The organism is Haemophilus sp. HMSC066A11, assembly GCF_001811665.1.
In the GTDB taxonomy this organism is placed as follows: Bacteria; Pseudomonadota; Gammaproteobacteria; order Enterobacterales; family Pasteurellaceae; genus Haemophilus; species Haemophilus influenzae.
Genome location: NZ_KV805856.1, coordinates 1 through 19585 on the forward strand (window position 1 = coordinate 1; position 19585 = coordinate 19585).

The 19585-nt window shown below is 38.6% G+C and carries 21 protein-coding genes; 12 read left to right on the forward strand and 9 right to left on the reverse strand.

Translation table 11 applies throughout. The features are described from left to right. Positions 1 to 79: 79 nt before the first annotated feature. From HMPREF2813_RS01145 to fkpA, 5 genes are all read right to left on the reverse strand, one after another. Positions 80 to 367, reverse strand: a complete 288-nt coding sequence (locus HMPREF2813_RS01145) for a DsrH/TusB family sulfur relay protein (protein WP_005649577.1) — start codon at positions 365 to 367, stop codon at positions 80 to 82. Positions 368 to 375: 8 nt separating this feature from the next. Then, positions 376 to 735 carry a sulfurtransferase complex subunit TusC gene (tusC, locus tag HMPREF2813_RS01150; protein WP_005687089.1) on the reverse strand — a complete coding sequence of 120 codons (360 nt, stop codon included), beginning with the start codon at positions 733 to 735 and terminating at the stop codon, positions 376 to 378. Then, positions 732 to 1112, reverse strand: coding sequence for a sulfurtransferase complex subunit TusD (tusD, locus tag HMPREF2813_RS01155; protein WP_014550360.1), 381 nt, complete (start codon positions 1110 to 1112; stop codon positions 732 to 734). Before tusD ends, tusC begins: the two co-directional genes overlap by 4 nt. After that, entirely contained in the window at positions 1112 to 1777 is a 666-nt protein-coding gene (locus HMPREF2813_RS01160) for a helix-turn-helix transcriptional regulator (RefSeq protein WP_005657913.1), read from the reverse strand. The genes tusD and HMPREF2813_RS01160 overlap by 1 nt, the downstream gene beginning before the upstream one ends. Before the next feature lie 89 nt (positions 1778 to 1866). After that, positions 1867 to 2592 carry an FKBP-type peptidyl-prolyl cis-trans isomerase gene (gene fkpA, locus HMPREF2813_RS01165; RefSeq protein ID WP_014550361.1) on the reverse strand — a complete coding sequence of 242 codons (726 nt, stop codon included), beginning with the start codon at positions 2590 to 2592 and terminating at the stop codon, positions 1867 to 1869. 97 nt (positions 2593 to 2689) lie between these two features. Here fkpA and HMPREF2813_RS01170 point away from each other — a divergent pair, with 97 nt between their 5' ends. After that, complete coding sequence (locus tag HMPREF2813_RS01170) at positions 2690 to 2911, forward strand: SlyX family protein (RefSeq protein WP_005649565.1); 222 nt, start codon at positions 2690 to 2692, stop codon at positions 2909 to 2911. Positions 2912 to 3002: 91 nt separating this feature from the next. On the opposite strand, the gene pgdx is transcribed toward HMPREF2813_RS01170, so the two are convergent. Beyond that, complete coding sequence (gene pgdx / locus HMPREF2813_RS01175) at positions 3003 to 3728, reverse strand: hybrid peroxiredoxin PGdx (protein WP_005657922.1); 726 nt, start codon at positions 3726 to 3728, stop codon at positions 3003 to 3005. A 123-nt stretch (positions 3729 to 3851) separates the two neighbouring features. On the opposite strand from pgdx, the gene oxyR reads away from it, so the two are divergent. Both oxyR and fabR read left to right on the forward strand, forming a co-directional pair. Continuing rightward, positions 3852 to 4757 (forward strand): DNA-binding transcriptional regulator OxyR, encoded by a 906-nt coding sequence (oxyR, locus tag HMPREF2813_RS01180; protein ID WP_005687082.1) that lies wholly within the window; start codon positions 3852 to 3854, stop codon positions 4755 to 4757. Continuing rightward, the gene (gene fabR, locus HMPREF2813_RS01185) at positions 4757 to 5374 is read left to right on the forward strand and encodes an HTH-type transcriptional repressor FabR (protein WP_005629669.1); all 618 of its coding nucleotides are present in this window, start codon (positions 4757 to 4759) and stop codon (positions 5372 to 5374) included. Before oxyR ends, fabR begins: the two co-directional genes overlap by 1 nt. A 56-nt stretch (positions 5375 to 5430) precedes the next feature. Here fabR and greB read toward each other — a convergent pair whose 3' ends face one another. Continuing rightward, a complete protein-coding gene (gene greB, locus HMPREF2813_RS01190; protein ID WP_005687080.1) occupies positions 5431 to 5919 on the reverse strand; it encodes a transcription elongation factor GreB in 489 nt (162 codons plus the stop codon). A gap of 94 nt (positions 5920 to 6013) precedes the next feature. Between greB and HMPREF2813_RS01195 the strand changes: the two genes are divergently transcribed. From HMPREF2813_RS01195 to HMPREF2813_RS01210, 4 genes are all read left to right on the forward strand, one after another. Beyond that, on the forward strand, positions 6014 to 8326 hold the full coding sequence (locus HMPREF2813_RS01195; protein WP_048946957.1) for a Tex family protein: 2313 nt from the start codon (positions 6014 to 6016) through the stop codon (positions 8324 to 8326). Positions 8327 to 8451: 125 nt separating this feature from the next. Further along, positions 8452 to 10872, forward strand: a complete 2421-nt coding sequence (gyrB, locus tag HMPREF2813_RS01200; RefSeq protein WP_014550363.1) for a DNA topoisomerase (ATP-hydrolyzing) subunit B — start codon at positions 8452 to 8454, stop codon at positions 10870 to 10872. A gap of 146 nt (positions 10873 to 11018) precedes the next feature. Next, positions 11019 to 11693, forward strand: a complete 675-nt coding sequence (gene rpe, locus HMPREF2813_RS01205) for a ribulose-phosphate 3-epimerase (protein WP_014550364.1) — start codon at positions 11019 to 11021, stop codon at positions 11691 to 11693. Between the two features lie 45 nt (positions 11694 to 11738). Continuing rightward, a complete protein-coding gene (locus HMPREF2813_RS01210; protein ID WP_014550365.1) occupies positions 11739 to 12413 on the forward strand; it encodes a phosphoglycolate phosphatase in 675 nt (224 codons plus the stop codon). 64 nt (positions 12414 to 12477) lie between these two features. Here the strand turns inward: HMPREF2813_RS01210 and asnA are convergent, their stop codons facing one another. Further along, entirely contained in the window at positions 12478 to 13470 is a 993-nt protein-coding gene (gene asnA, locus HMPREF2813_RS01215; RefSeq protein ID WP_005664417.1) for an aspartate--ammonia ligase, read from the reverse strand. A gap of 153 nt (positions 13471 to 13623) precedes the next feature. Here asnA and asnC point away from each other — a divergent pair, with 153 nt between their 5' ends. Further along, positions 13624 to 14076: a transcriptional regulator AsnC gene (asnC, locus tag HMPREF2813_RS01220; RefSeq protein ID WP_005649540.1), complete on the forward strand. Its 453-nt coding sequence runs from the start codon at positions 13624 to 13626 to the stop codon at positions 14074 to 14076. 25 nt (positions 14077 to 14101) lie between these two features. On the opposite strand, the gene hslR is transcribed toward asnC, so the two are convergent. Beyond that, a complete protein-coding gene (gene hslR / locus HMPREF2813_RS01225) occupies positions 14102 to 14497 on the reverse strand; it encodes a ribosome-associated heat shock protein Hsp15 (protein WP_005654696.1) in 396 nt (131 codons plus the stop codon). A gap of 228 nt (positions 14498 to 14725) precedes the next feature. Between hslR and HMPREF2813_RS01230 the strand changes: the two genes are divergently transcribed. From HMPREF2813_RS01230 to zwf, 4 genes are all read left to right on the forward strand, one after another. Then, complete coding sequence (locus HMPREF2813_RS01230) at positions 14726 to 16714, forward strand: OPT family oligopeptide transporter (protein ID WP_005657939.1); 1989 nt, start codon at positions 14726 to 14728, stop codon at positions 16712 to 16714. Between the two features lie 52 nt (positions 16715 to 16766). Next, a complete protein-coding gene (locus HMPREF2813_RS01235; RefSeq protein ID WP_011961642.1) occupies positions 16767 to 17183 on the forward strand; it encodes a hypothetical protein in 417 nt (138 codons plus the stop codon). 4 nt (positions 17184 to 17187) lie between these two features. Next, a complete protein-coding gene (cysQ, locus tag HMPREF2813_RS01240; protein WP_011961643.1) occupies positions 17188 to 17997 on the forward strand; it encodes a 3'(2'),5'-bisphosphate nucleotidase CysQ in 810 nt (269 codons plus the stop codon). A 75-nt stretch (positions 17998 to 18072) separates the two neighbouring features. Next, positions 18073 to 19557, forward strand: a complete 1485-nt coding sequence (zwf, locus tag HMPREF2813_RS01245) for a glucose-6-phosphate dehydrogenase (protein WP_011272106.1) — start codon at positions 18073 to 18075, stop codon at positions 19555 to 19557. Positions 19558 to 19585: the final 28 nt, after the last annotated feature.

Below are 19585 nucleotides of genomic sequence, written 5' to 3' on the forward strand. Positions count from 1 at the left end.
AAAGTGCGGAGAAAATTCTCCGCATTTTTTTATTCTATATCTGATACTTTGCTTGAGTATTTACTAAATTATTTGATTTTTATAGTGATAGCTGTGGTAAATAATTTTCAGTGATTCCAACAAGTTCTTCTATTGATATTAATTTTATCTTGCTACTTTGAGGTAAAAGTGCGGTGAGATTTCTTGCTAAAATATCTTGTTTTAATATCATGCAATTCCCTTTACATTTGGCAAAATAATCAGGATATTTTATTGCCAATAACACACCGTCTTGCCATAGTACTACCGCATCTTTTTCTGTAATATATGAAAAATAGTCATCTAGTTCAGTTTTGGGATAATCTGATTGAGAAAATGTATAAAGCATAATATTCCTTAGAAAGTAAACAATTTTTCTGCTTGATTAAGCTTTTCTAGCAATAAAGAGCGGTCAATTTTTTCACAAGATAGGATAAGTTCTCTATTATCTAATTTAAATTTCTGCAAAGACGCTGTGCAGATAAAGCGTTGTTCTACATCATATAAATCTAATAATTTAAAGGCTCTAATGAAATCTTTTTGTTGAATGATTTCGGGTTGTTGGTTATCGATAAGATTTAATACGCCATCATCGATAAAAAATATCCCAATATCATTGGGTTCACAAAAAGCTGTCGCGGCAAGAATTGCATCTAAGCCTTCTCGTGAAATGGATGTGCCATGTGGAGATGTGCGAAATAAAAAGGCTATCTTCATAGGGTTATTACTCGATCTGCGTTTAAACTTGCTGCTATAAATTCTCCAAGACCTGCAATTATAAATCCTTCTGCAAGATTGTAGTGAGCTGTAGTTGGTGTAGTTAAGTTATCAACAACACCTCGTCGTTGAGATGCTGCAACACATAAATGTAAAGGAACATTGTGGGTGATGGAAAACATTTGCCAATGTTTTTGTAAATTAACTTCATCATTGGCTGGATACACTAATGCATTTCCGTTACTCACTCCATCTTGGAAGAAAAAAATCTGTGAGATTTCGTGTCCTTTTTTGATTAAGGCATTTGCAAATTGATAAGCTAAAAATGCCCCTTGCTTTCCGTAAATAGGGCTTTTGACGGCGATAATATAGCGCATTATTCTTGCTCTTGTTTGATTTGACGGATGTACAGGTAAACCGTATGTCGGGAAATATCTAAACGTTCAGCGACTAAATTAATCGCATCTTTAATATCAAAAATACCTTTTTCGTAAAGAGAAAGGACGATTTGTCGGTTTTTAGTATTATTGGCAACAGCGCGATCCGCATTGACTTCTTCTATTGTTTTTTCAATAGTCTGCGCAACCAAGTCTTCCACTGAATTCGCAAAGTTCACTGAAGATGTTTCATTCGTATGCTCCGTTGGCATAAAGCATTGCAAAAATTGAGACATGGGTACATCTAAATTGATATTGATGCAAAGCAAACCAATAATACGTTGAGTTTTATTACGAATAGCGATAGTAACTGATTTCATCAGTACGCTGCCTTTTGCTCGTGTAAAATAAGGTTTTGAAACACTTTCGCTTTGCATATTTCGTAGCGAACGTAAGGCAAGATCAGTAATTGGCGAACCAACTTGTCGATTAGTGTTATGTCCGTTGGCAATACAAATAGCAGAATGTTCAATATTTTCCAGAGAATGAAGCACTATTTCGCAGTGCTCGCCAATCAGTGCGCTGACACCATCAACGACTGCTTTGTAGGAATTTATGATAGCCTGATCTTCATCAGTGAAAGGATATTTATCGTTTAATGTCATAGCGTTAGGTTAAAAGTGCGGTAAAAATTCCGCTCGTTTTTTATAATAAAAAGCACGCGTTAAAGAACGCGCGCTATTAAACTTATCCGTTATTTTTCAGATTTCGGATTGACGTCTAATACTTCCACATCAAAAATTAATGTTGAATTTGGTGGAATAGATGCGCCAGCACCTTGTTCGCCATAGCCTAATTCAGGTGCAATAACTAATTGAATTTTTCCGCCTTTTTTCACTAATTGAAGACCTTCAGTCCAGCCTTTAATTACTTGATCAAGTTGGAATTCTACAGGTTGTCCGCGCTCGACAGAGCTATCAAATACTTTTCCATTTGGTAATTTACCCGTGTAATGTACTTTAACCGTATCCGTTGATTTGATTGTATCGCCTTTACCTGCACTTTCAATTTTATACATTAAACCAGATTGCGTCGTTTTTACATCTTTACCTTTAGCAAATTCAGCACGGAATTTATCGCCTTCTTCTTTTGCTTGTTTAGCAATCGCTTCTGCTTTTGCTTTTGATGCAGCCACTAATTTTGCTTCAATAGATTCTAAGGTTTTTTGGATTTTTTCATCTTTACGAACATCCACTTTGCCTTCTAAAGCATCTTTTAAGCCATCTAAAATACGCACATTATCATATTTAATAACTTCTTTGTGGGAATCAACAAGATCTTTCATTTGACTGCCCATGAGCGTACCTACTGCATAAGATGCCGCTTTTTCATCGAATGTGTTATCTTCTGCAAAAACTTGACTAGAAATTACCGCACTTACCATTAATGCTGCGATAGATAATTTTTGAATTTTTAACATATAAGTTAATCCTTTATAATGAATGGAATAATACGAGGAATAGATTAAATGGCTTTCTATCTATTCTCAACTTTTTTTTAGAATTTAGAGAAAATTTATGCAAATTCAACAAATGTTAGAAAATCGCATCGAAGAACTTGAAATGAAAATTGCATTTCAGGAACAGTTATTAGATGAATTAAATCACGCTTTAGTTCAACAGCAATTTGATATTGATAAAATGCAAGTCCAATTGCGTTATATGGCAAATAAATTAAAAGACTTTCAACCCTCTAACATTGCAAGTCAATCTGAAGAAACGCCACCGCCCCATTATTGATTTTTGCAATAAATTCGTACAAATGAAAAGGGCGCTTAATGCGCCCTTTAAATTACATTCTCAAATAATAATCAGCTAAATACTTGCCTGCTTATGCAAAGTATTTTTCCAAATCGTCGCTACCGCCAATGTGTTTACCACCGATAAACACTTGTGGAACAGTAGCACGACCTGAAACTGCACGTACGCTCACGATTGTTGCATCGTGACCTAATATGATTTCTTCAAAGCTTAAGCCTTTATCGTGTAAAAGTTGTTTTGCTTTTGCACAGAAAGGACAGCCAGGTTTTGTGAAGATTGAAATAGACTCTTGCACTTGGTGTTGTGGTGCAAGGTATTTCAACATAGTGTCAGCATCGGATACTTTGAACGGATCGCCTGGTTCGTTTGGTTCGATAAACATTTTTTCAACTACGCCGTTTTTCACAAGCATAGAATAACGCCATGAACGTTTACCGAAGCCTAAATCTTCTTTACCAACTAACATACCCATGCCTTCGGTAAATTCACCATTACCATCTGGAATGAAAGTGATGTTTTCAGATTTTTCATCTTCTTTCCATGCGTTCATTACGAAAGTATCATTTACAGATACAACAAGAATATCGTCTACACCGTATTTTTTGAATACTGGCGCTAATTCGTTGTAACGTGGTAAGTGTGATGATGAGCAAGTTGGAGTGAATGCTCCCGGTAATGAGAACACGATCACTGTTTTGTTATCAAATAACTCTGAGGTAGTTACATCAACCCATTTATCACCCTGACGAGTGCGGAATGTCACTTGAGGGACTTTTTTTCCTTCCATATTAGACATTGTTTTTTTCTCCTATTGGTTGTTAATTTAAATTTTACGTGCTGTATTATAGGGAAAATTATGATATAGTCATAATCAATTAATTCTATTCTTTTAATTGAATTTTTCTATAGGGAAAATCTCATGAATATCCGTGATCTAGAATATCTTGTTGCCTTATCTGAATATAAACATTTCCGCCGTGCTGCCGATTCTTGTAATGTGAGCCAACCAACATTAAGTGGGCAAATTCGTAAGTTAGAAGATGAGCTTGGTATTATTTTGTTAGAACGTACTAGCCGTAAAGTGTTGTTTACTCAATCTGGGATGTTATTGGTTGATCAGGCTCGCACAGTTCTTCGAGAAGTTAAATTATTGAAAGAAATGGCGAGTAATCAAGGTAAAGAAATGACAGGGCCATTACACATCGGTTTAATTCCAACGGTTGGTCCTTATTTGCTCCCTTATATTGTGCCAATGTTAAAAGCGGCATTCCCTGATTTAGAAGTGTTTCTTTATGAAGCGCAAACGCATCAATTATTAGAACAATTGGAAACGGGGCGTTTAGATTGTGCTATTGTTGCCACTGTTCCAGAAACTGAGGCTTTTATTGAAGTACCTATTTTCAACGAGAAAATGTTACTCGCCGTATCAGAGCATCATCCTTGGGCTCAAGAAAGTAAACTTCCAATGAACCAATTAAATGGTCAAGAAATGTTAATGCTTGATGATGGTCATTGTTTGCGCAATCAAGCACTAGATTATTGCTTCACTGCTGGTGCAAAAGAAAATTCCCATTTCCAAGCAACTAGTCTTGAAACTTTGCGCAATATGGTAGCAGCAAATGCTGGTATCACTTTTATGCCTGAATTAGCGGTACTAAATGAAGGTACGCGCAAAGGTGTGAAATATATTCCTTGTTATTCGCCAGAGCCATCACGCACCATTGCGTTGGTTTATCGTCCTGGTTCGCCATTACGTAATCGTTATGAGCGTGTGGCAAGTGCGGTCAGCGATGAAGTTAAATCTATTCTAGGTGGGTTGAAATAATGGCTGGTGTTCGTGCTGTTCAAAAAGAAAAGACTCGTCGCGCTTTAGTGGATGCGGCATTTAATCAACTTAGCGCAGAAAAAAGTTTTTCTAATTTAAGTTTACGAGAAGTGGCACGCGAGGCTGGTATTGCGCCTACCTCTTTCTATCGCCATTTTAGTGATATGGATGAACTTGGCTTAGAAATGGTGGATGAAGCAGGTTTGATGTTGCGCCAATTAATGCGTCAAGCGCGTAAACGTATTGATGCGGGCGGTAGCGTTATTTCTGTTTCTGTGGATACATTTTTTGAATTTATTACTAATAGCACGAACGTTTTTCGCTTGCTATTACGCGAAAGTTCAGGCACTTCTCAAGCTTTTCGTACTGCGGCAGCACGAGAAATTAAGCATTTTGTTGATGAGTTAGCAGAATATATTTCCTACAAACATCAATATTCGCAATATGTTGCTTATGTTCAAGCGGAAGGCATCGTAACAATCGTATTCACTGCAGGGGCGAATGCTTTAGATATGAGTAAAGCTGAACGTGAGCAACTTAAAGCTCGAGTGATTTTGCAGTTGAGAATGCTTGCAAAAGGCGCTGATTTTGCAGCGAATAAGGAAAGAGGCAAGTAAGATAGTTTATATCTAGCCTATTAGTTTTCTCTTTGTGCTTAGATATTCACCATCTTTTATTTTTCCGAGTTATTCTCATACCAAATTTTATTTATATAAAGGGTAATAAAACCTGATGGCGTTTCTACCCGCACTTCGTCGTCTAATGTTTTTCCGATTAAAGCTCGAGCAACTGGGGAATCAATGGATATCCAATTTTTCGCAGGGGCAAATTCATCACAACCGACGATACGGTATTGCTTAATTTCACCTTCTTCATTTTCTAATTCCACCCACGCACCGAAGAAAACTTTTCCCTCTTGCTTTGGATTGTAATCGACAATTTGTAGCACTTCCAATCTTTTGGTTAAAAAACGCACGCGGCGATCAATTTCACGTAAGCGACGTTTACCATAAATATATTCGGCATTTTCGCTACGATCGCCTAGTGCAGCTGCATCTGAAACGGCTTGAGTGACTTTTGGGCGTTCTTCTTTCCACAAAAACTTGAGTTCTTGGTCAAGCTCATTCCAGCCTTGACGGGTAATATAATTTGATTTTGCCATAATAAAATAAAAGAAAGTTTTTTGAATTATATTTGAGCCAGCTCGCTAAAACCAGTATTCTATCTTCGTTTTTTTATAATAAAGAAGTATGACAATGTTAAATCAACAAATTAGCCAAATTATTGCGGCTGAATTAACCGTTCAACCCCAACAAATCCTCGCTGCCATTCAATTATTAGATGATGGCAACACCATTCCATTTATCGCCCGTTATCGTAAAGAAGCCACTGGGGGCTTAGATGACACCCAACTTCGTCATTTTGAAACCCGTTTAATTTATTTGCGTGAATTAGAAGATCGTCGTCAAACTATTTTGAAATCTATTGAAGAGCAAGGGAAATTGACTGATGAACTGCGCGATAAAATCCATGCGACACAAAGCAAAACCGAATTAGAAGATTTGTATTTGCCGTACAAACCAAAACGTCGCACCAAAGGGCAAATTGCCATTGAAGCTGGTCTTGAGCCATTGGCTAATTTACTTTGGAATGAGCCAAAAAATGATCCAGAATCAACCGCACTTTCCTTTGTGGATGCTGATAAAGGCGTGACAGACACCAAAGTAGCCCTTGATGGTGCACGCTATATTTTAATGGAACGTTTTGCTGAAGATGCAGGTTTATTAGCGAAAGTCCGTGATTATTTAGCGAAAAATGCAGTTATCGTATCAAAAGTGAACGAAGGCAAAGAAACGGAAGGCGCAAAATTCCAAGATTATTTTGACCACCAAGAATTATTGAAAAATGTGCCTTCTCATCGTGCATTAGCCATGTTCCGTGGACGTAATGAGGGCATTTTACAATTAAGTTTAAATGCTGATCCTGATGCGGAAGAAGGAAGTCGCCAAAGCTATTGTGAAGAGATTATTCGTGATTATTTAGATGTACGTTTCACGGGGCTGCCAGCAGATAAATGGCGTGAGCAAGTGATTGCGTGGACGTGGAAAATCAAAGTTTCGTTGCATTTAGAAACGGAATTAATGGCAAGTTTACGTGAAAAAGCGGAAGAAGAAGCCATTGATGTTTTCGCCAGAAATTTGACCGCACTTTTAATGGCGGCACCCGCTGGCGTGAAAAGTACCATGGGCTTGGACCCAGGCTTACGTACAGGTGTTAAAGTTGCGGTGGTGGATAACACAGGTAAATTATTAGATACCACTACCATTTATCCACACACGGGGCGTGAAGCCGAAGCACAAGTGGCGATTTTCAGCTTAATCCGCAAACATAACGTGGAATTAATTGCTATTGGTAATGGTACAGCTTCTCGTGAAACAGAACGTTTTGCGAAAGACGTGATTAAAGAAATTAAAGAAAATAAACCGCAAACCGTTGTGGTCAGTGAAGCTGGCGCGTCCGTTTATTCAGCTTCTGAATTTGCCGCAAATGAATTCCCGAATTTAGATGTATCTTTACGTGGTGCGGTATCAATTGCGCGTCGTTTACAAGATCCATTGGCAGAATTAGTGAAAATCGAACCGAAAGCCATTGGTGTAGGGCAATATCAACACGATGTAAACCAAACCCAACTTGCGCGTAAACTTGATGCAGTAGTGGAAGACTGCGTAAACGCGGTAGGCGTAGATTTAAATACCGCATCCGCACCATTGCTCGCTCGCGTGGCTGGAATGACGAAAACCTTAGCGCAAAACATTGTGGAATATCGTGATGAAAATGGGCGTTTTGAAAGCCGTGCAGAATTGAAAAAAGTACCACGTTTAGGGCCTAAAGCCTTTGAGCAATGTGCGGGCTTTATGCGTATTGCTGAAGGGAAAAATCCACTTGATGCTTCAGGTGTTCACCCAGAAGCTTACCCTGTGGTCGAAAAAATTTTGCAAGCTACCGCGCAATCTATTCAAGATTTAATGGGTAATGCGGGTGTGGTACGTCAGCTTGATGCAAAACAATTCATTGATGAACAATTTGGTTTACCGACCGTCCAAGATATTTTCAAAGAGTTGGAAAAACCAGGGCGCGATCCACGTGGCGAGTTCAAAACCGCTGTATTTGCTGAGGGCGTGGAAGAAATAACGGATTTAAAATCTGGAATGATTTTAGAAGGAACTGTTACTAATGTAACCAATTTTGGCGCATTTGTGGATATTGGTGTTCATCAAGATGGTTTAGTGCATATTTCATCATTAAGCGATAAATTCGTGGAAGATCCCCATCAAGTGGTAAAAACAGGCAACATTGTAAAAGTCAAAGTGTTAGAAGTGGATGTGCCACGTAAACGCATTGCATTGACGATGCGATTAGATGAAAGTGCGGTCAAAAATGACAGTAAATCTGACCGCACTTTATCCGCAAGACCTCGTGCAAATACGCAACGAGAGGAGCGTAGTTCAAGAGGTAATAATGCGATGGGCAATGCCTTTGCTGATGCGCTAAAAAATTGGAAAAAATAACAAGTTATAGGGCGAAATTATTCGCCCTTTTTTTATCGCTTTCCTTTCCCGAAAAGCATCGCCAAAACGGCGATTTTTTGCTATAATCCCGCCCAATTTTTATTTACAAAAGAATGAGATAAATTATGTCAGAAACGACCAATGATAACTATGGTGCAGCGAGCATTAAAGTATTAAAAGGCCTTGATGCGGTGCGCAAGCGTCCTGGTATGTATATCGGCGATACCGATGACGGTACTGGTTTGCACCATATGGTATTTGAAGTGGTGGATAATGCCATTGATGAAGCCCTCGCTGGCCATTGTTCCGATATTATCGTGACAATTCACGATGATAATTCTGTATCGGTGCAAGATGATGGGCGCGGGATTCCTGTGGATATTCATCCTGAAGAAGGCGTTTCTGCAGCGGAAGTGATTATGACTGTGCTTCACGCAGGCGGTAAATTTGACGATAACTCTTATAAAGTATCGGGCGGTTTACACGGCGTGGGCGTATCTGTAGTGAATGCGCTTTCTGATAAGTTACAATTAACCATTCGTCGTCAAGGTCACGTTCACGAGCAGTTTTATCATTTAGGGGAGCCTCAATCGCCATTAACAGTGATTGGCGAAACAGAGGCAACGGGGACAACGGTTCGTTTCTGGCCAAGCTCAGATATTTTTGCTATCACAACCTTTGATTACAAAATCTTAGCAAAACGCTTACGCGAGCTTTCTTTCTTGAATTCTGGCGTATCTATTCGTTTAATCGATAAACGTGATGGCTCTGAAGATCATTTCCATTACGAAGGCGGTATTCAAGCATTCGTCGAATATTTGAATAAAAATAAAAACCCAATTCATCCAAAGCCATTTTATTTTACCGCTGAGAAAGATGGAATCGGCGTAGAAGTCGCATTGCAATGGAATGATGGTGTAAATGAAAACGTGTATTGCTTTACCAATAACATTCCTCAACGTGATGGCGGTACTCACCTAGCTGGTTTCCGAGGGGCTTTAACCCGTAGCTTAAATAGCTATATGGAAAACGAGGGTATGCTGAAAAAAGAAAAAGTGGCGACTTCAGGTGATGATGCACGTGAAGGTTTGGTGGCGATTATTTCCGTTAAAGTGCCTGATCCAAAATTCTCATCGCAAACGAAAGACAAACTCGTCTCTTCAGAAGTTAAAAGTGCGGTGGAATCTGCGATGAATGAAAAAATGCAGGAATATTTATTGGAAAATCCTGCAGATGCAAAAATCATTGTAAATCAAATTATTATGGCAGCTCGTGCGCGTGAAGCAGCACGCAAAGCGCGTGAAATGACGCGTCGTAAAGGGGCATTAGATATTGCAGGTTTACCAGGTAAACTAGCAGACTGCCAAGAAAAAGATCCTGCACTTTCTGAACTTTACTTGGTGGAGGGGGACTCCGCTGGTGGTTCTGCAAAAGTTGGTCGTGATCGTAAAACTCAAGCAATTTTGCCATTGAAAGGTAAAATCTTAAACGTAGAAAAAGCACGTTTCGACAAAATGTTGTCTTCCCAAGAAGTGGGCACATTAATTACTGCTTTAGGCTGCGGTATTGGTCGTGATGAATATAACCCTGATAAATTACGCTATCATCATATTATCATTATGACCGATGCTGATGTGGATGGTTCTCACATACGTACATTGCTTTTAACGTTTTTCTATCGTCAAATGCCTGAGCTGATTGAGCGTGGTTATGTTTACATTGCTCAGCCGCCACTTTACAAAGTGAAAAAAGGAAAACAAGAACGCTACATTAAAGATGCGGATGAAATGGAGCAATATGAATTAACCCTTGCGTTAGATGGCGCAGAATTACATATCAGTGCAAATGCACCAGCAATGAATGCCCTTGTATTTGAAAAATTGGTGGCAGAATATAACAGCGTACAAAAACTTATCGGTCGTTTAAACCGTCATTACCCAACTCCAGTGTTGCAAGGATTAATTTATCAGTCGCCAATTTCTGTTGAAATGATGAAAAACGAAAGTGCGGTTGAAAATTGGGGTAAATCTTTTGTTGAACAACTGACTGCAAAAGAAACAGAAGCGCATCAATATTCAGTGCGTACACAATTTAATGCGGAACGCCAAGTGTATGAAGCGGTGATTACTGTTCGCAAACACGGTATTGATACTGATTATTTCTTGAATTTTGATTTTGTTCACGGCAATGAATACGCGAAAATTGTTTCTCTTAATAAACAACTCAATGGTTTATTAGAAGAGGGTGCTTATGTTATTCGTGGCGAAAAAGTACAACCAGTACGTAGTTTTGAACAAGCCGTTGAATGGCTGGTGAAAGAATCTCGTAAAGGCCTTGAAGTACAACGTTATAAAGGGCTTGGTGAAATGAACGCAGATCAACTTTGGGAAACCACAATGGATCCAAATTCACGTCGTATGTTGAAAGTTTCTATTAAGGATGCTGTTGCAGCGGATCAACTCTTCACGACCTTAATGGGAGATGAAGTTGAGCCACGTCGTGAGTTCATTGAGCTGAATGCGTTAAGAGCAAATCTGGACGTGTAAATTTTCGTCTATTTATATTCATGACTGAAAGGGCATTTAGATGCCCTTTCTTTGTTTATCTTGTTATTTCATATAAGGATTACTATTGGTTTTTTGAACTTAAGTGAGTAAACTAAATGCACTCATTTTCTCAACGGAGAACCTTTATGAAACCTTATCTTATCGCCCCATCAATTCTTTCTGCCGATCTCGCTCGTCTTGGTAATGATGTACAAAACGTACTTAATGCAGGTGCGGATGTTATTCATTTTGATGTTATGGATAATCATTATGTACCTAATCTCACTTTTGGGCCTGCGGTATGTCAAGCTTTACGTGATTATGGCATTACCGAACCGATAGATGTGCATTTAATGGTAAAACCGATCGATCGCATTATTCCCGATTTTGCTAAAGCAGGTGCGAATTACATCACTTTTCACCCAGAATCTAGCGAACATATTGACCGCTCTTTGCAGCTTATTCGCGATTGTGGTTGTAAATCTGGATTAGTTTTTAATCCTGCGACGCCGTTGAGCTATTTAGATTACGTTTTGGATAAAGTGGATGTGGTTTTATTAATGTCAGTTAATCCCGGATTTGGCGGACAATCTTTTATTCCAGCAACATTGAAGAAATTACAACAGGCTCGTAAGATCATTGATGAAAGTGGTTATGACATTCGTCTTGAAGTAGATGGTGGCGTGAAGGTTGATAACATCGCAGAAATAGCCGCGGCAGGTGCTGATATGTTTGTGGCAGGTTCCGCAATTTTTGGTAAGCCAGATTATAAACAAGTTATTGACCAAATGCGTACACAGTTAGCAAGTGTTAGCGCATAACCGTTATTTTAATAAAATACGATCGTAATAGAACAGAGAAAAACAATGAACACACAATTTAAACTTATTGGCTTTGATTTAGATGGCACCTTGGTAAATAGCCTGCCTGATTTAGCGTTATCCGTAAATTCTGCTTTGGCTGAATTTGATTTACCGAAAGCGCCAGAAGAATTAGTTTTAACTTGGATCGGTAATGGCGCGCCTGTATTAATTGCTCGAGCGTTAGATTGGGCGAAAAAACAAACAGGAAAAGTGCTAACTGAAACAGAGGTTAAGCAAGTAACAGAACGTTTTAATTTTTATTATGGCGAGAATTTATGTAATGTCAGCCGCTTGTATCTAAATGTAAAAGAAACTTTAGAAATCCTGAAAGAAAAAGGCTATGTCCTAGCAGTTGTTACCAATAAACCCACAAGACATGTTCAGCCAGTATTGGCCGCATTTGGCATTGATCATTTATTTAGTGAAATGTTGGGCGGTCAATCCTTACCTGCCATTAAGCCACATCCAGCTCCACTTTATTATTTATGCGGAAAATTTGGTTTTGAACCACGCCAAGTGCTTTTCGTGGGCGATTCTAAAAATGATATTATCGCAGGTCACGCTGCGGGCTGTGCAGTTGTTGGTTTAACTTACGGCTACAATTACAATATCCCTATCCGTGAATCCAATCCAGATTGGGTGTTTGATGATTTTGCCCAGCTATTAAGTATTCTTTAAGTTTTCCATCTAATAAAAAGTGCGGTTAATTTTTACCGCACTTTTGTTATCTACTTAATTGATTTTAAAGAATGTTTGAAAATTCTTCTAACATTTCTTTTGGCCATACGCTTGATTGCACTTCACCGATATGTTTTTTACGAAGTAAAAGCATCGCTAAGCGAGATTGACCGATACCACCGCCGATAGTTAATGGCAATTTCCCGTTTAATAAATCTTGGTGCCAATCCATTTTTAAACGGTCTTCATCGCCTGTTAAGCCAACTTGTAAACGTAATGCACTTTCATCTACGCGGATACCCATTGAGGATAGTTCAAAGGCTTTGCCTAATTGGTCGTTCCATACCAAAATGTCGCCATTTAAGCCTTTGTAGCCATTTTCAGATTCTGTTGTCCAGTCATCATAGTCAGGCGCACGACCATCATGAGGTTTGCCATCTGAAAGTTTGCCACCAATCCCGATTAAGAATACTGCACCGTATTCTTTACAAATTGCGTTTTCACGCTCTTTACTGCTTAAATCTGGATAGCGTTTTACTAAATCTTCGCTATGCACAAAGGTAATCTGTTTTGGAAGAATGGAAGGAATATCAAAACGTGCTTCTACGGCTAATTCCGTTAAACGAATAGCACGATAAATAGCGTTTACCGTTTCTTTTAAGTATGCAAAATTACGACGACCTTCAGGAATCACTTTTTCCCAGTCCCATTGATCTACATAAACAGAGTGCGTTGGATCAAGAGAATCTTCATCGGGACGCAATGCTTTCATATGAACAAACAAGCCTTCGTCTTCTTTAAAGTTGAAACGAGCTAATGTATGGCGTTTCCATTTCGCAAGAGAATGCACAACTTCAAATACGGCATTTGGAATGCATTTCACATTAACCTGTACGGCTTTTTCAATGCCTGATAAGTTATCTTGCATTCCGTTACCCACTTGGCTCAAAATTGGGCCTTGCACTTCAATAATGCCAAGTTGCTCAATAAGATTTTGGGTAAAAGTGTTCTTCACAAAGCTGATTTCTTGTTGTTGTAAAATAAATGTCTTTTTCATTTTGATAACCTTTTTTAACGAGGAGTAATATTTTTGAGTATTATTCAGTAAATAATGATTTTATTTCAAGTATTTTATTTACTTTCTTTTCTTGGTTGAATATCATCTAATTCATTGTGAAAAAATTAAATAAAATCTAAAGGAGGAAGTTTTATGCACAACATTGATAGTTTAGATCAAAAAATATTACGTGTACTCACTAAAGATGCGAGAACACCATACGCAGAAATGGCTAAAAATTTTGGTGTTAGTCCAGGAACGATTCACGTTCGGGTCGAAAAAATGCGTCAATCGGGCATTATTAAAGGTACAAAAGTAATTATTGATGAACGTAAATTAGGCTATGATGTATGTTGTTTTATCGGCATTATTCTAAAAAGTGCAAAAGATTATGAAAAAGTGATCAAAAAGCTAGAAAGTTTTGATGAAGTAGTCGAGGCCTATTATACAACGGGCAATTACTCGATTTTCTTAAAGGTGATGACACACACAATTGCAGAATTACATTCCGTTTTGGCGACCAAGATTCAGTTAATTGATGAAATTCAATCCACTGAAACCTTGATTTCAATGCAAAATCCAATTTTGCGAGATATTAAACCTTAAGAACATAGAAAGTGCGGTGAAATTTTTATTCAAATTTATCTTGGTGTTTAAATTTCAATAAATCTCTCCGCTCTTTTTTATTTGGGCGACGATCAGGATGGGGCATTGAAAGGGAATTATTTTTTCTTGCCCACGCGATTTCTTCTCTTTTTTTCACGCTACTTTCGGTTTCTTGGTAGAGTAATTGTGCTTCTGGCGCACCTCGGCGTTGATCGCTTAAGGCGATAATTTTTATTTCTTTTTCTTCGTTTCCCTGGCGAAGTTTTAACATTGCACCCACTTCCACAATTTTACTTACTTTCGCACGTTGATTGTTGTAATGCACTTTACCACTTTCAATCATCGCTTTAGCAATGCTCCGTGTTTTGTAAAATCGGGCAGCCCACAACCATTTATCTAATCTGACTTCTTTTTCTGCCATTATTTTCTCCTTATTTTGATAAGACAAAATAGTACCACAAAGTATGCTAATGAACTGTTATTAAAAATTTTATTCTTTAATAGGATTTTTATTAAATGAAAAAAAATAAAAACAGGTTAATTTAAACATTTTTCAATAAAACAAATTTTATGTTAAAAAAACTTGAAAAATAGTCAAATTTTTGACAAGGTTGAGCGGTTTTCTTTTTTTAAGCTCAAGGAACAATTTATGCATAACGAAAACTTAAAAGAATTGACCGTTCGAGGAATTATTCTCGGTGCATTGATTACGGTAATTTTCACTGCATCCAATGTGTATCTCGGTCTAAAAGTGGGGGTGACATTTGCGTCATCTATTCCAGCGGCCGTCATTTCTATGGCAGTACTCAAATTTTTCAAAGATTCTAGCATTCTTGAAAATAATATGGTGCAAACTCAAGCATCTTCAGCAGGTACGCTTTCTTCTGTGATCTTCGTCTTGCCTGGTTTATTAATGATGGGCTACTGGCAAGATTTTCCATTCTGGCAAACGATGTTGATTTGTGCAGCTGGTGGTACATTGGGCGTGTTATTCACTATTCCATTACGCCGTGCAATGGTGGTAAATAGTAATTTACCTTATCCTGAAGGGGTAGCTGCTGCAGAAATTTTGAAAGCAGGTAATAATGCAGATGGCGATAGCGGCGTGAAAGATATTGCTTACGGTGGTGTTTTAGCAGGATTAGTTGCATTTTTAACTAATGGTTTACGCGTTATGGCTGATGGTGCAAGTGCTTGGATTCAAACAGGAAAAGCGGCGTTCCAATTACCAATGGGCTTTTCACTTGCCTTGCTTGGTGCAGGTTATTTAATTGGTATTGTCGGCGGTATCGCAATGTTAATCGGTGTTATTTTGACTTGGGGTGTGGCAGTGCCATATTTCACAATGTCAGAAGATATTGCCGCGGATGCAAGTTTAATTGATTCTGCGATGACTGTTTGGAAAACCAAAGTGCGTTATATTGGTGTGGGTACAATTGGTATTGCTGCGATTTGGACATTGCTGATTTTAATGAAACCAATGATTGAAGGAATGGTTCATTCTTTCCGTATGCTGAAAGGTGGGCAAGAGGCATCAGAACATCGTATTGATATTGACCTTTCTCCAAAAACAATGATTTATATCTTAATTGCGACGGTTGCGTTAATTGTTATTTCATTACATCACTTTATTGCGGCGGCACCAATTTCGCCTGAGCTTTCCATTTTATTAGTGGTAGTTTGTACTTTCTTAGCGGTATTTATCGGCTTCTTTGTGGCAGCAGCTTCTGGTTATATGGCAGGTTTAGTGGGTTCATCTTCAAGCCCAATTTCTGGTATCGGAATTATTTCTGTTATCGTGATTTCATTAGTATTGGTGTCAATCGGTAACGCCTCGGGCTTATTTGAAACTGTAGATGGTCAGAAATTTTTAACCGCACTTACATTGTTTACGGCATCTATCGTAATCACTACAGCTTGTATTTCTAATGATAATCTACAAGATTTAAAAACGGGTTTATTAGTTGAAGCAACACCTTGGCGACAACAAGTTGCATTAATTATCGGCTGCTTTGTCGGTGCACTTGTTATCGCACCAGTATTAGAAATCTTATATCATGCGTATGGTTTCAGCGGTGCGTTGCCACGTCCAGATATGGATCCTTCACAAGCCTTATCTGCACCACAAGCAACGTTAATGACCGCCATTTCTCAAGGTATTTTCACAAATAAATTGGAATGGACTTACATCTTAACTGGTGTGGGTTTAGGTGCTGTGTTAATTACGATTGATGCATTTTTGAAAAAAGTCAGCAACAAAGTCTTTAGCTTGCCAGTTATTGCTGTGGGGATTGGTATTTACTTACCACCATCAATTAATACGCCTGTGATTGTTGGTGCATTCCTAGCGTGGATTATGGCTCGCCATATTGCAAAACTTGGTAACAAAGAAGTGTCAGCTAAAGCAGAACGTTTCGGTACGCTTTTCTCTGCAGGTTTAATTGTAGGCGAAAGTTTAATGGGGGTAATTTTAGCATTCATTATTGCGGCTTCTGTTACCACTGGCGGTTCTGAAGCACCATTATCCTTAAATCTTGAAAATTGGGATACAATTGGCGAGTGGTTAGGTTTAATCGTATTTATCGTGGGCATTGTGATTTTTGCATCTCGCGTATTACGTGCGAAAAAATCTGATTAATCCTTAAATTTATTTTAGAATAGGTTATCTTCTGGATAACCTATTTTTCACTATGAAATCTTACTTAAAAACACTTATTTTTTTCCCTCTGATTTTACAGATAGTTGTCACCGCACTTTTGATTTGGTTCGATGATGACTCAAGTGGCGTTATCGTTCCTTTTTCTAGTTATGCTCTCACAGCATTTCTTCTTGCCACCATTCCCGCATTTTTAACCGCACTTTTAGCCGCAAAATTCCGTTACACACGTTATAACATTGCTTCGATTGTATTAGTTTCATCGATCATTTCATTTGTTTACTGCAATATGGCATCTTATTTTTATTTGTTATTACTCGGCGAACAAGACACTTCCTTTTGGGGCTGGTTGATCGAAGGGGGATTGTCCCTCGGGTTAATAAGCACATGCGGAATGGTTTTTTATGCTCTATTTGTAATGCCTTGGTTGCTGCCAAAAACAAGAGAATAATTTTATGCTGACGCTAAACGAACACTTACTTAACCAAGTATTGCTGATTGCTTACCAAGCAGGTAAGCATTTGCAACAGTTTTATCAAAAACAGGTTCATGTTGAATTGAAAGAAGACAACACGCCTGTGACGGAAGCGGATCTTTTTGTGAGCCAATTTTTAACCGAAAAATTGACCGCACTTTTCCCTAATATCCCCGTTCTTTCGGAAGAAAATTGTCATATTTCCTTTGAAGAACGTAAAAATTGGAAAGAATATTGGTTGATTGATCCTCTTGATGGCACACAACAATTTATTAATCGTACCGATCAATTTTCTGTGTTGATAACCTTAGTTCGTAAAAATAAACCCGTGTTAAGTGTTATTCATGCACCAATTTTATCGACAACTTATTATGCAATGCGTGATTTCGGTGCGTTTAAAAAACAACTGGATCAGGTAAAAAAACTCACTAAAAACACGACAAATTTTGATCGCCCTTTACGAATTGCGGTAGGTGCAACCACTTCACAAGAAAAAGTGCGGTCGATTTTGCCGAAGGATTTTACTTGTGAATTTGTTGTGGTTGGTTCAAGTAGCTTAAAAAGCGGTTTGGTGGCTGAAGGTGCAGTAGATTGTTATGTTCGTTTAGGACAAACAGGCGAATGGGATACCGCTGGCGCAGAAGTGTTGCTGAATGAAACTCACGGTGCCATTTTTGACTCTCATTTTGAGCCTTTAACCTATAACCAACGCGAAACATTGATTAATCCGCATTTTGTTATGGTGGGCGATCAATCGTTCGATTGGCGTTCTGTCTTTCAATTTAATTGATTGGTTCGATTGGTTTTTTTCTCTAGAATACGGCATTATTTTCGACATTACTCGGAAGCCGAATAAGGAATAATTATGCAAACTGATAATAATTGTATCGTCATTTTTGGCGCGTCTGGTGACTTAACTCATCGTAAACTCATTCCAGCCCTTTATAATCTCTACAAAATCGGGCGTTTGAGTGAAAACTTTTCCGTTCTTGGTGTTGCACGTTCTGACTTGAACGATGAAACTTTCCGCAAAAAAATGCGTGAGGCGTTAATTCATAATGAAGAAACAACACCTGACACTTTAGATGCTTTCTGCTCTCATCTTTATTACCAAGCAGTGAATACTTCGGATGCTCAAGATTACGGCAAACTTGTTCCACGTTTAGACGAACTTCACGATAAATATCAAACCTGTGGTAACACCCTTTACTATATGTCCACTCCGCCAAGTCTTTATGGCGTGATTCCTGAGTGTTTGGCTGCACATGGTTTAAATACGGAAGAATATGGCTGGAAACGTATTATCGTTGAAAAACCTTTTGGTTACGATGAAAAAACAGCGCAAGCATTAGACGTACAAATCCACCGTTTCTTTGAAGAACACCAAATTTATCGTATCGACCATTATTTAGGTAAAGAAACCGTTCAAAACTTGCTCGTATTACGTTTTTCAAATGGTTGGTTTGAACCGCTTTGGAACCGTAATTTCATTGATTATGTAGAAATTACTGGTGCAGAATCTATTGGCGTGGAAGAGCGCGGGGGCTATTATGATGGTTCTGGCGCAATGCGAGATATGTTCCAAAACCATTTATTACAAGTCCTTGCTATGGTTGCAATGGAGCCGCCAGCGATTATTAACGCGAATTCAATGCGTGATGAAGTGGCAAAAGTGATGCATAGTTTGCGTCCATTAACTTCGGAGGATATGGAGAATAACCTTGTTTTGGGTCAATACACTGCGGCTGAAATTAACGGCAAAATGGAAAAAGGCTATCTAGAAGAAAAAGGTGTGCCTGCAGATTCTCGTACTGAAACCTACATCTCATTGCGTTGTGAAATTGAAAACTGGCGTTGGGCTGGCGTGCCGTTCTATGTTCGTACGGGTAAACGCTTACCAGCTCGTGTGACTGAAATTGTGATCCATTTTAAAACTACGCCACATCCTGTATTCAGCCAAAATGCACCAGAGAATAAATTGATTATTCGTATTCAACCTGATGAAGCTATTTCAATGCGTTTTGGTTTGAAAAAACCAGGTGCAGGTTTTGAGGCGAAAGAAGTATCAATGGATTTCCGTTATGCAGATTTAGCAGGCACGCAAGTATTAACCGCTTATGAACGTTTATTGTTGGATGCGATGAAAGGCGATGCAACCTTGTTTGCTCGTACTGATGCTGTGCATGCTGCATGGAAATTTGTGCAACCGATTTTAGATTACAAAGCCAATGGTGGTCGTATTCACGAATATGAAGCTGGCACTTGGGGGCCTGTTGCAGCTGATAAATTAATCGCAAAACAAGGCAAAGTGTGGCGTAAACCAAGTGGATTGATGAAGAAAAAAGTTTAACTAATCTAATGTAGGGTGGGCTTTAGCC

Coding starts and splice junctions, on each gene's coding strand:
- HMPREF2813_RS01145 (WP_005649577.1), bottom strand. CDS start 367: ATGCTTTATACATTTTCTCAATCAGATTATCCCAAAACTGAACTAGAT.
- tusC (WP_005687089.1), bottom strand. CDS start 735: ATGAAGATAGCCTTTTTATTTCGCACATCTCCACATGGCACATCCATT.
- tusD (WP_014550360.1), bottom strand. CDS start 1,112: ATGCGCTATATTATCGCCGTCAAAAGCCCTATTTACGGAAAGCAAGGG.
- HMPREF2813_RS01160 (WP_005657913.1), bottom strand. CDS start 1,777: ATGACATTAAACGATAAATATCCTTTCACTGATGAAGATCAGGCTATC.
- fkpA (WP_014550361.1), bottom strand. CDS start 2,592: ATGTTAAAAATTCAAAAATTATCTATCGCAGCATTAATGGTAAGTGCG.
- HMPREF2813_RS01170 (WP_005649565.1), top strand. CDS start 2,690: ATGCAAATTCAACAAATGTTAGAAAATCGCATCGAAGAACTTGAAATG.
- pgdx (WP_005657922.1), bottom strand. CDS start 3,728: ATGTCTAATATGGAAGGAAAAAAAGTCCCTCAAGTGACATTCCGCACT.
- oxyR (WP_005687082.1), top strand. CDS start 3,852: ATGAATATCCGTGATCTAGAATATCTTGTTGCCTTATCTGAATATAAA.
- fabR (WP_005629669.1), top strand. CDS start 4,757: ATGGCTGGTGTTCGTGCTGTTCAAAAAGAAAAGACTCGTCGCGCTTTA.
- greB (WP_005687080.1), bottom strand. CDS start 5,919: ATGGCAAAATCAAATTATATTACCCGTCAAGGCTGGAATGAGCTTGAC.
- HMPREF2813_RS01195 (WP_048946957.1), top strand. CDS start 6,014: ATGTTAAATCAACAAATTAGCCAAATTATTGCGGCTGAATTAACCGTT.
- gyrB (WP_014550363.1), top strand. CDS start 8,452: ATGTCAGAAACGACCAATGATAACTATGGTGCAGCGAGCATTAAAGTA.
- rpe (WP_014550364.1), top strand. CDS start 11,019: ATGAAACCTTATCTTATCGCCCCATCAATTCTTTCTGCCGATCTCGCT.
- HMPREF2813_RS01210 (WP_014550365.1), top strand. CDS start 11,739: ATGAACACACAATTTAAACTTATTGGCTTTGATTTAGATGGCACCTTG.
- asnA (WP_005664417.1), bottom strand. CDS start 13,470: ATGAAAAAGACATTTATTTTACAACAACAAGAAATCAGCTTTGTGAAG.
- asnC (WP_005649540.1), top strand. CDS start 13,624: ATGCACAACATTGATAGTTTAGATCAAAAAATATTACGTGTACTCACT.
- hslR (WP_005654696.1), bottom strand. CDS start 14,497: ATGGCAGAAAAAGAAGTCAGATTAGATAAATGGTTGTGGGCTGCCCGA.
- HMPREF2813_RS01230 (WP_005657939.1), top strand. CDS start 14,726: ATGCATAACGAAAACTTAAAAGAATTGACCGTTCGAGGAATTATTCTC.
- HMPREF2813_RS01235 (WP_011961642.1), top strand. CDS start 16,767: ATGAAATCTTACTTAAAAACACTTATTTTTTTCCCTCTGATTTTACAG.
- cysQ (WP_011961643.1), top strand. CDS start 17,188: ATGCTGACGCTAAACGAACACTTACTTAACCAAGTATTGCTGATTGCT.
- zwf (WP_011272106.1), top strand. CDS start 18,073: ATGCAAACTGATAATAATTGTATCGTCATTTTTGGCGCGTCTGGTGAC.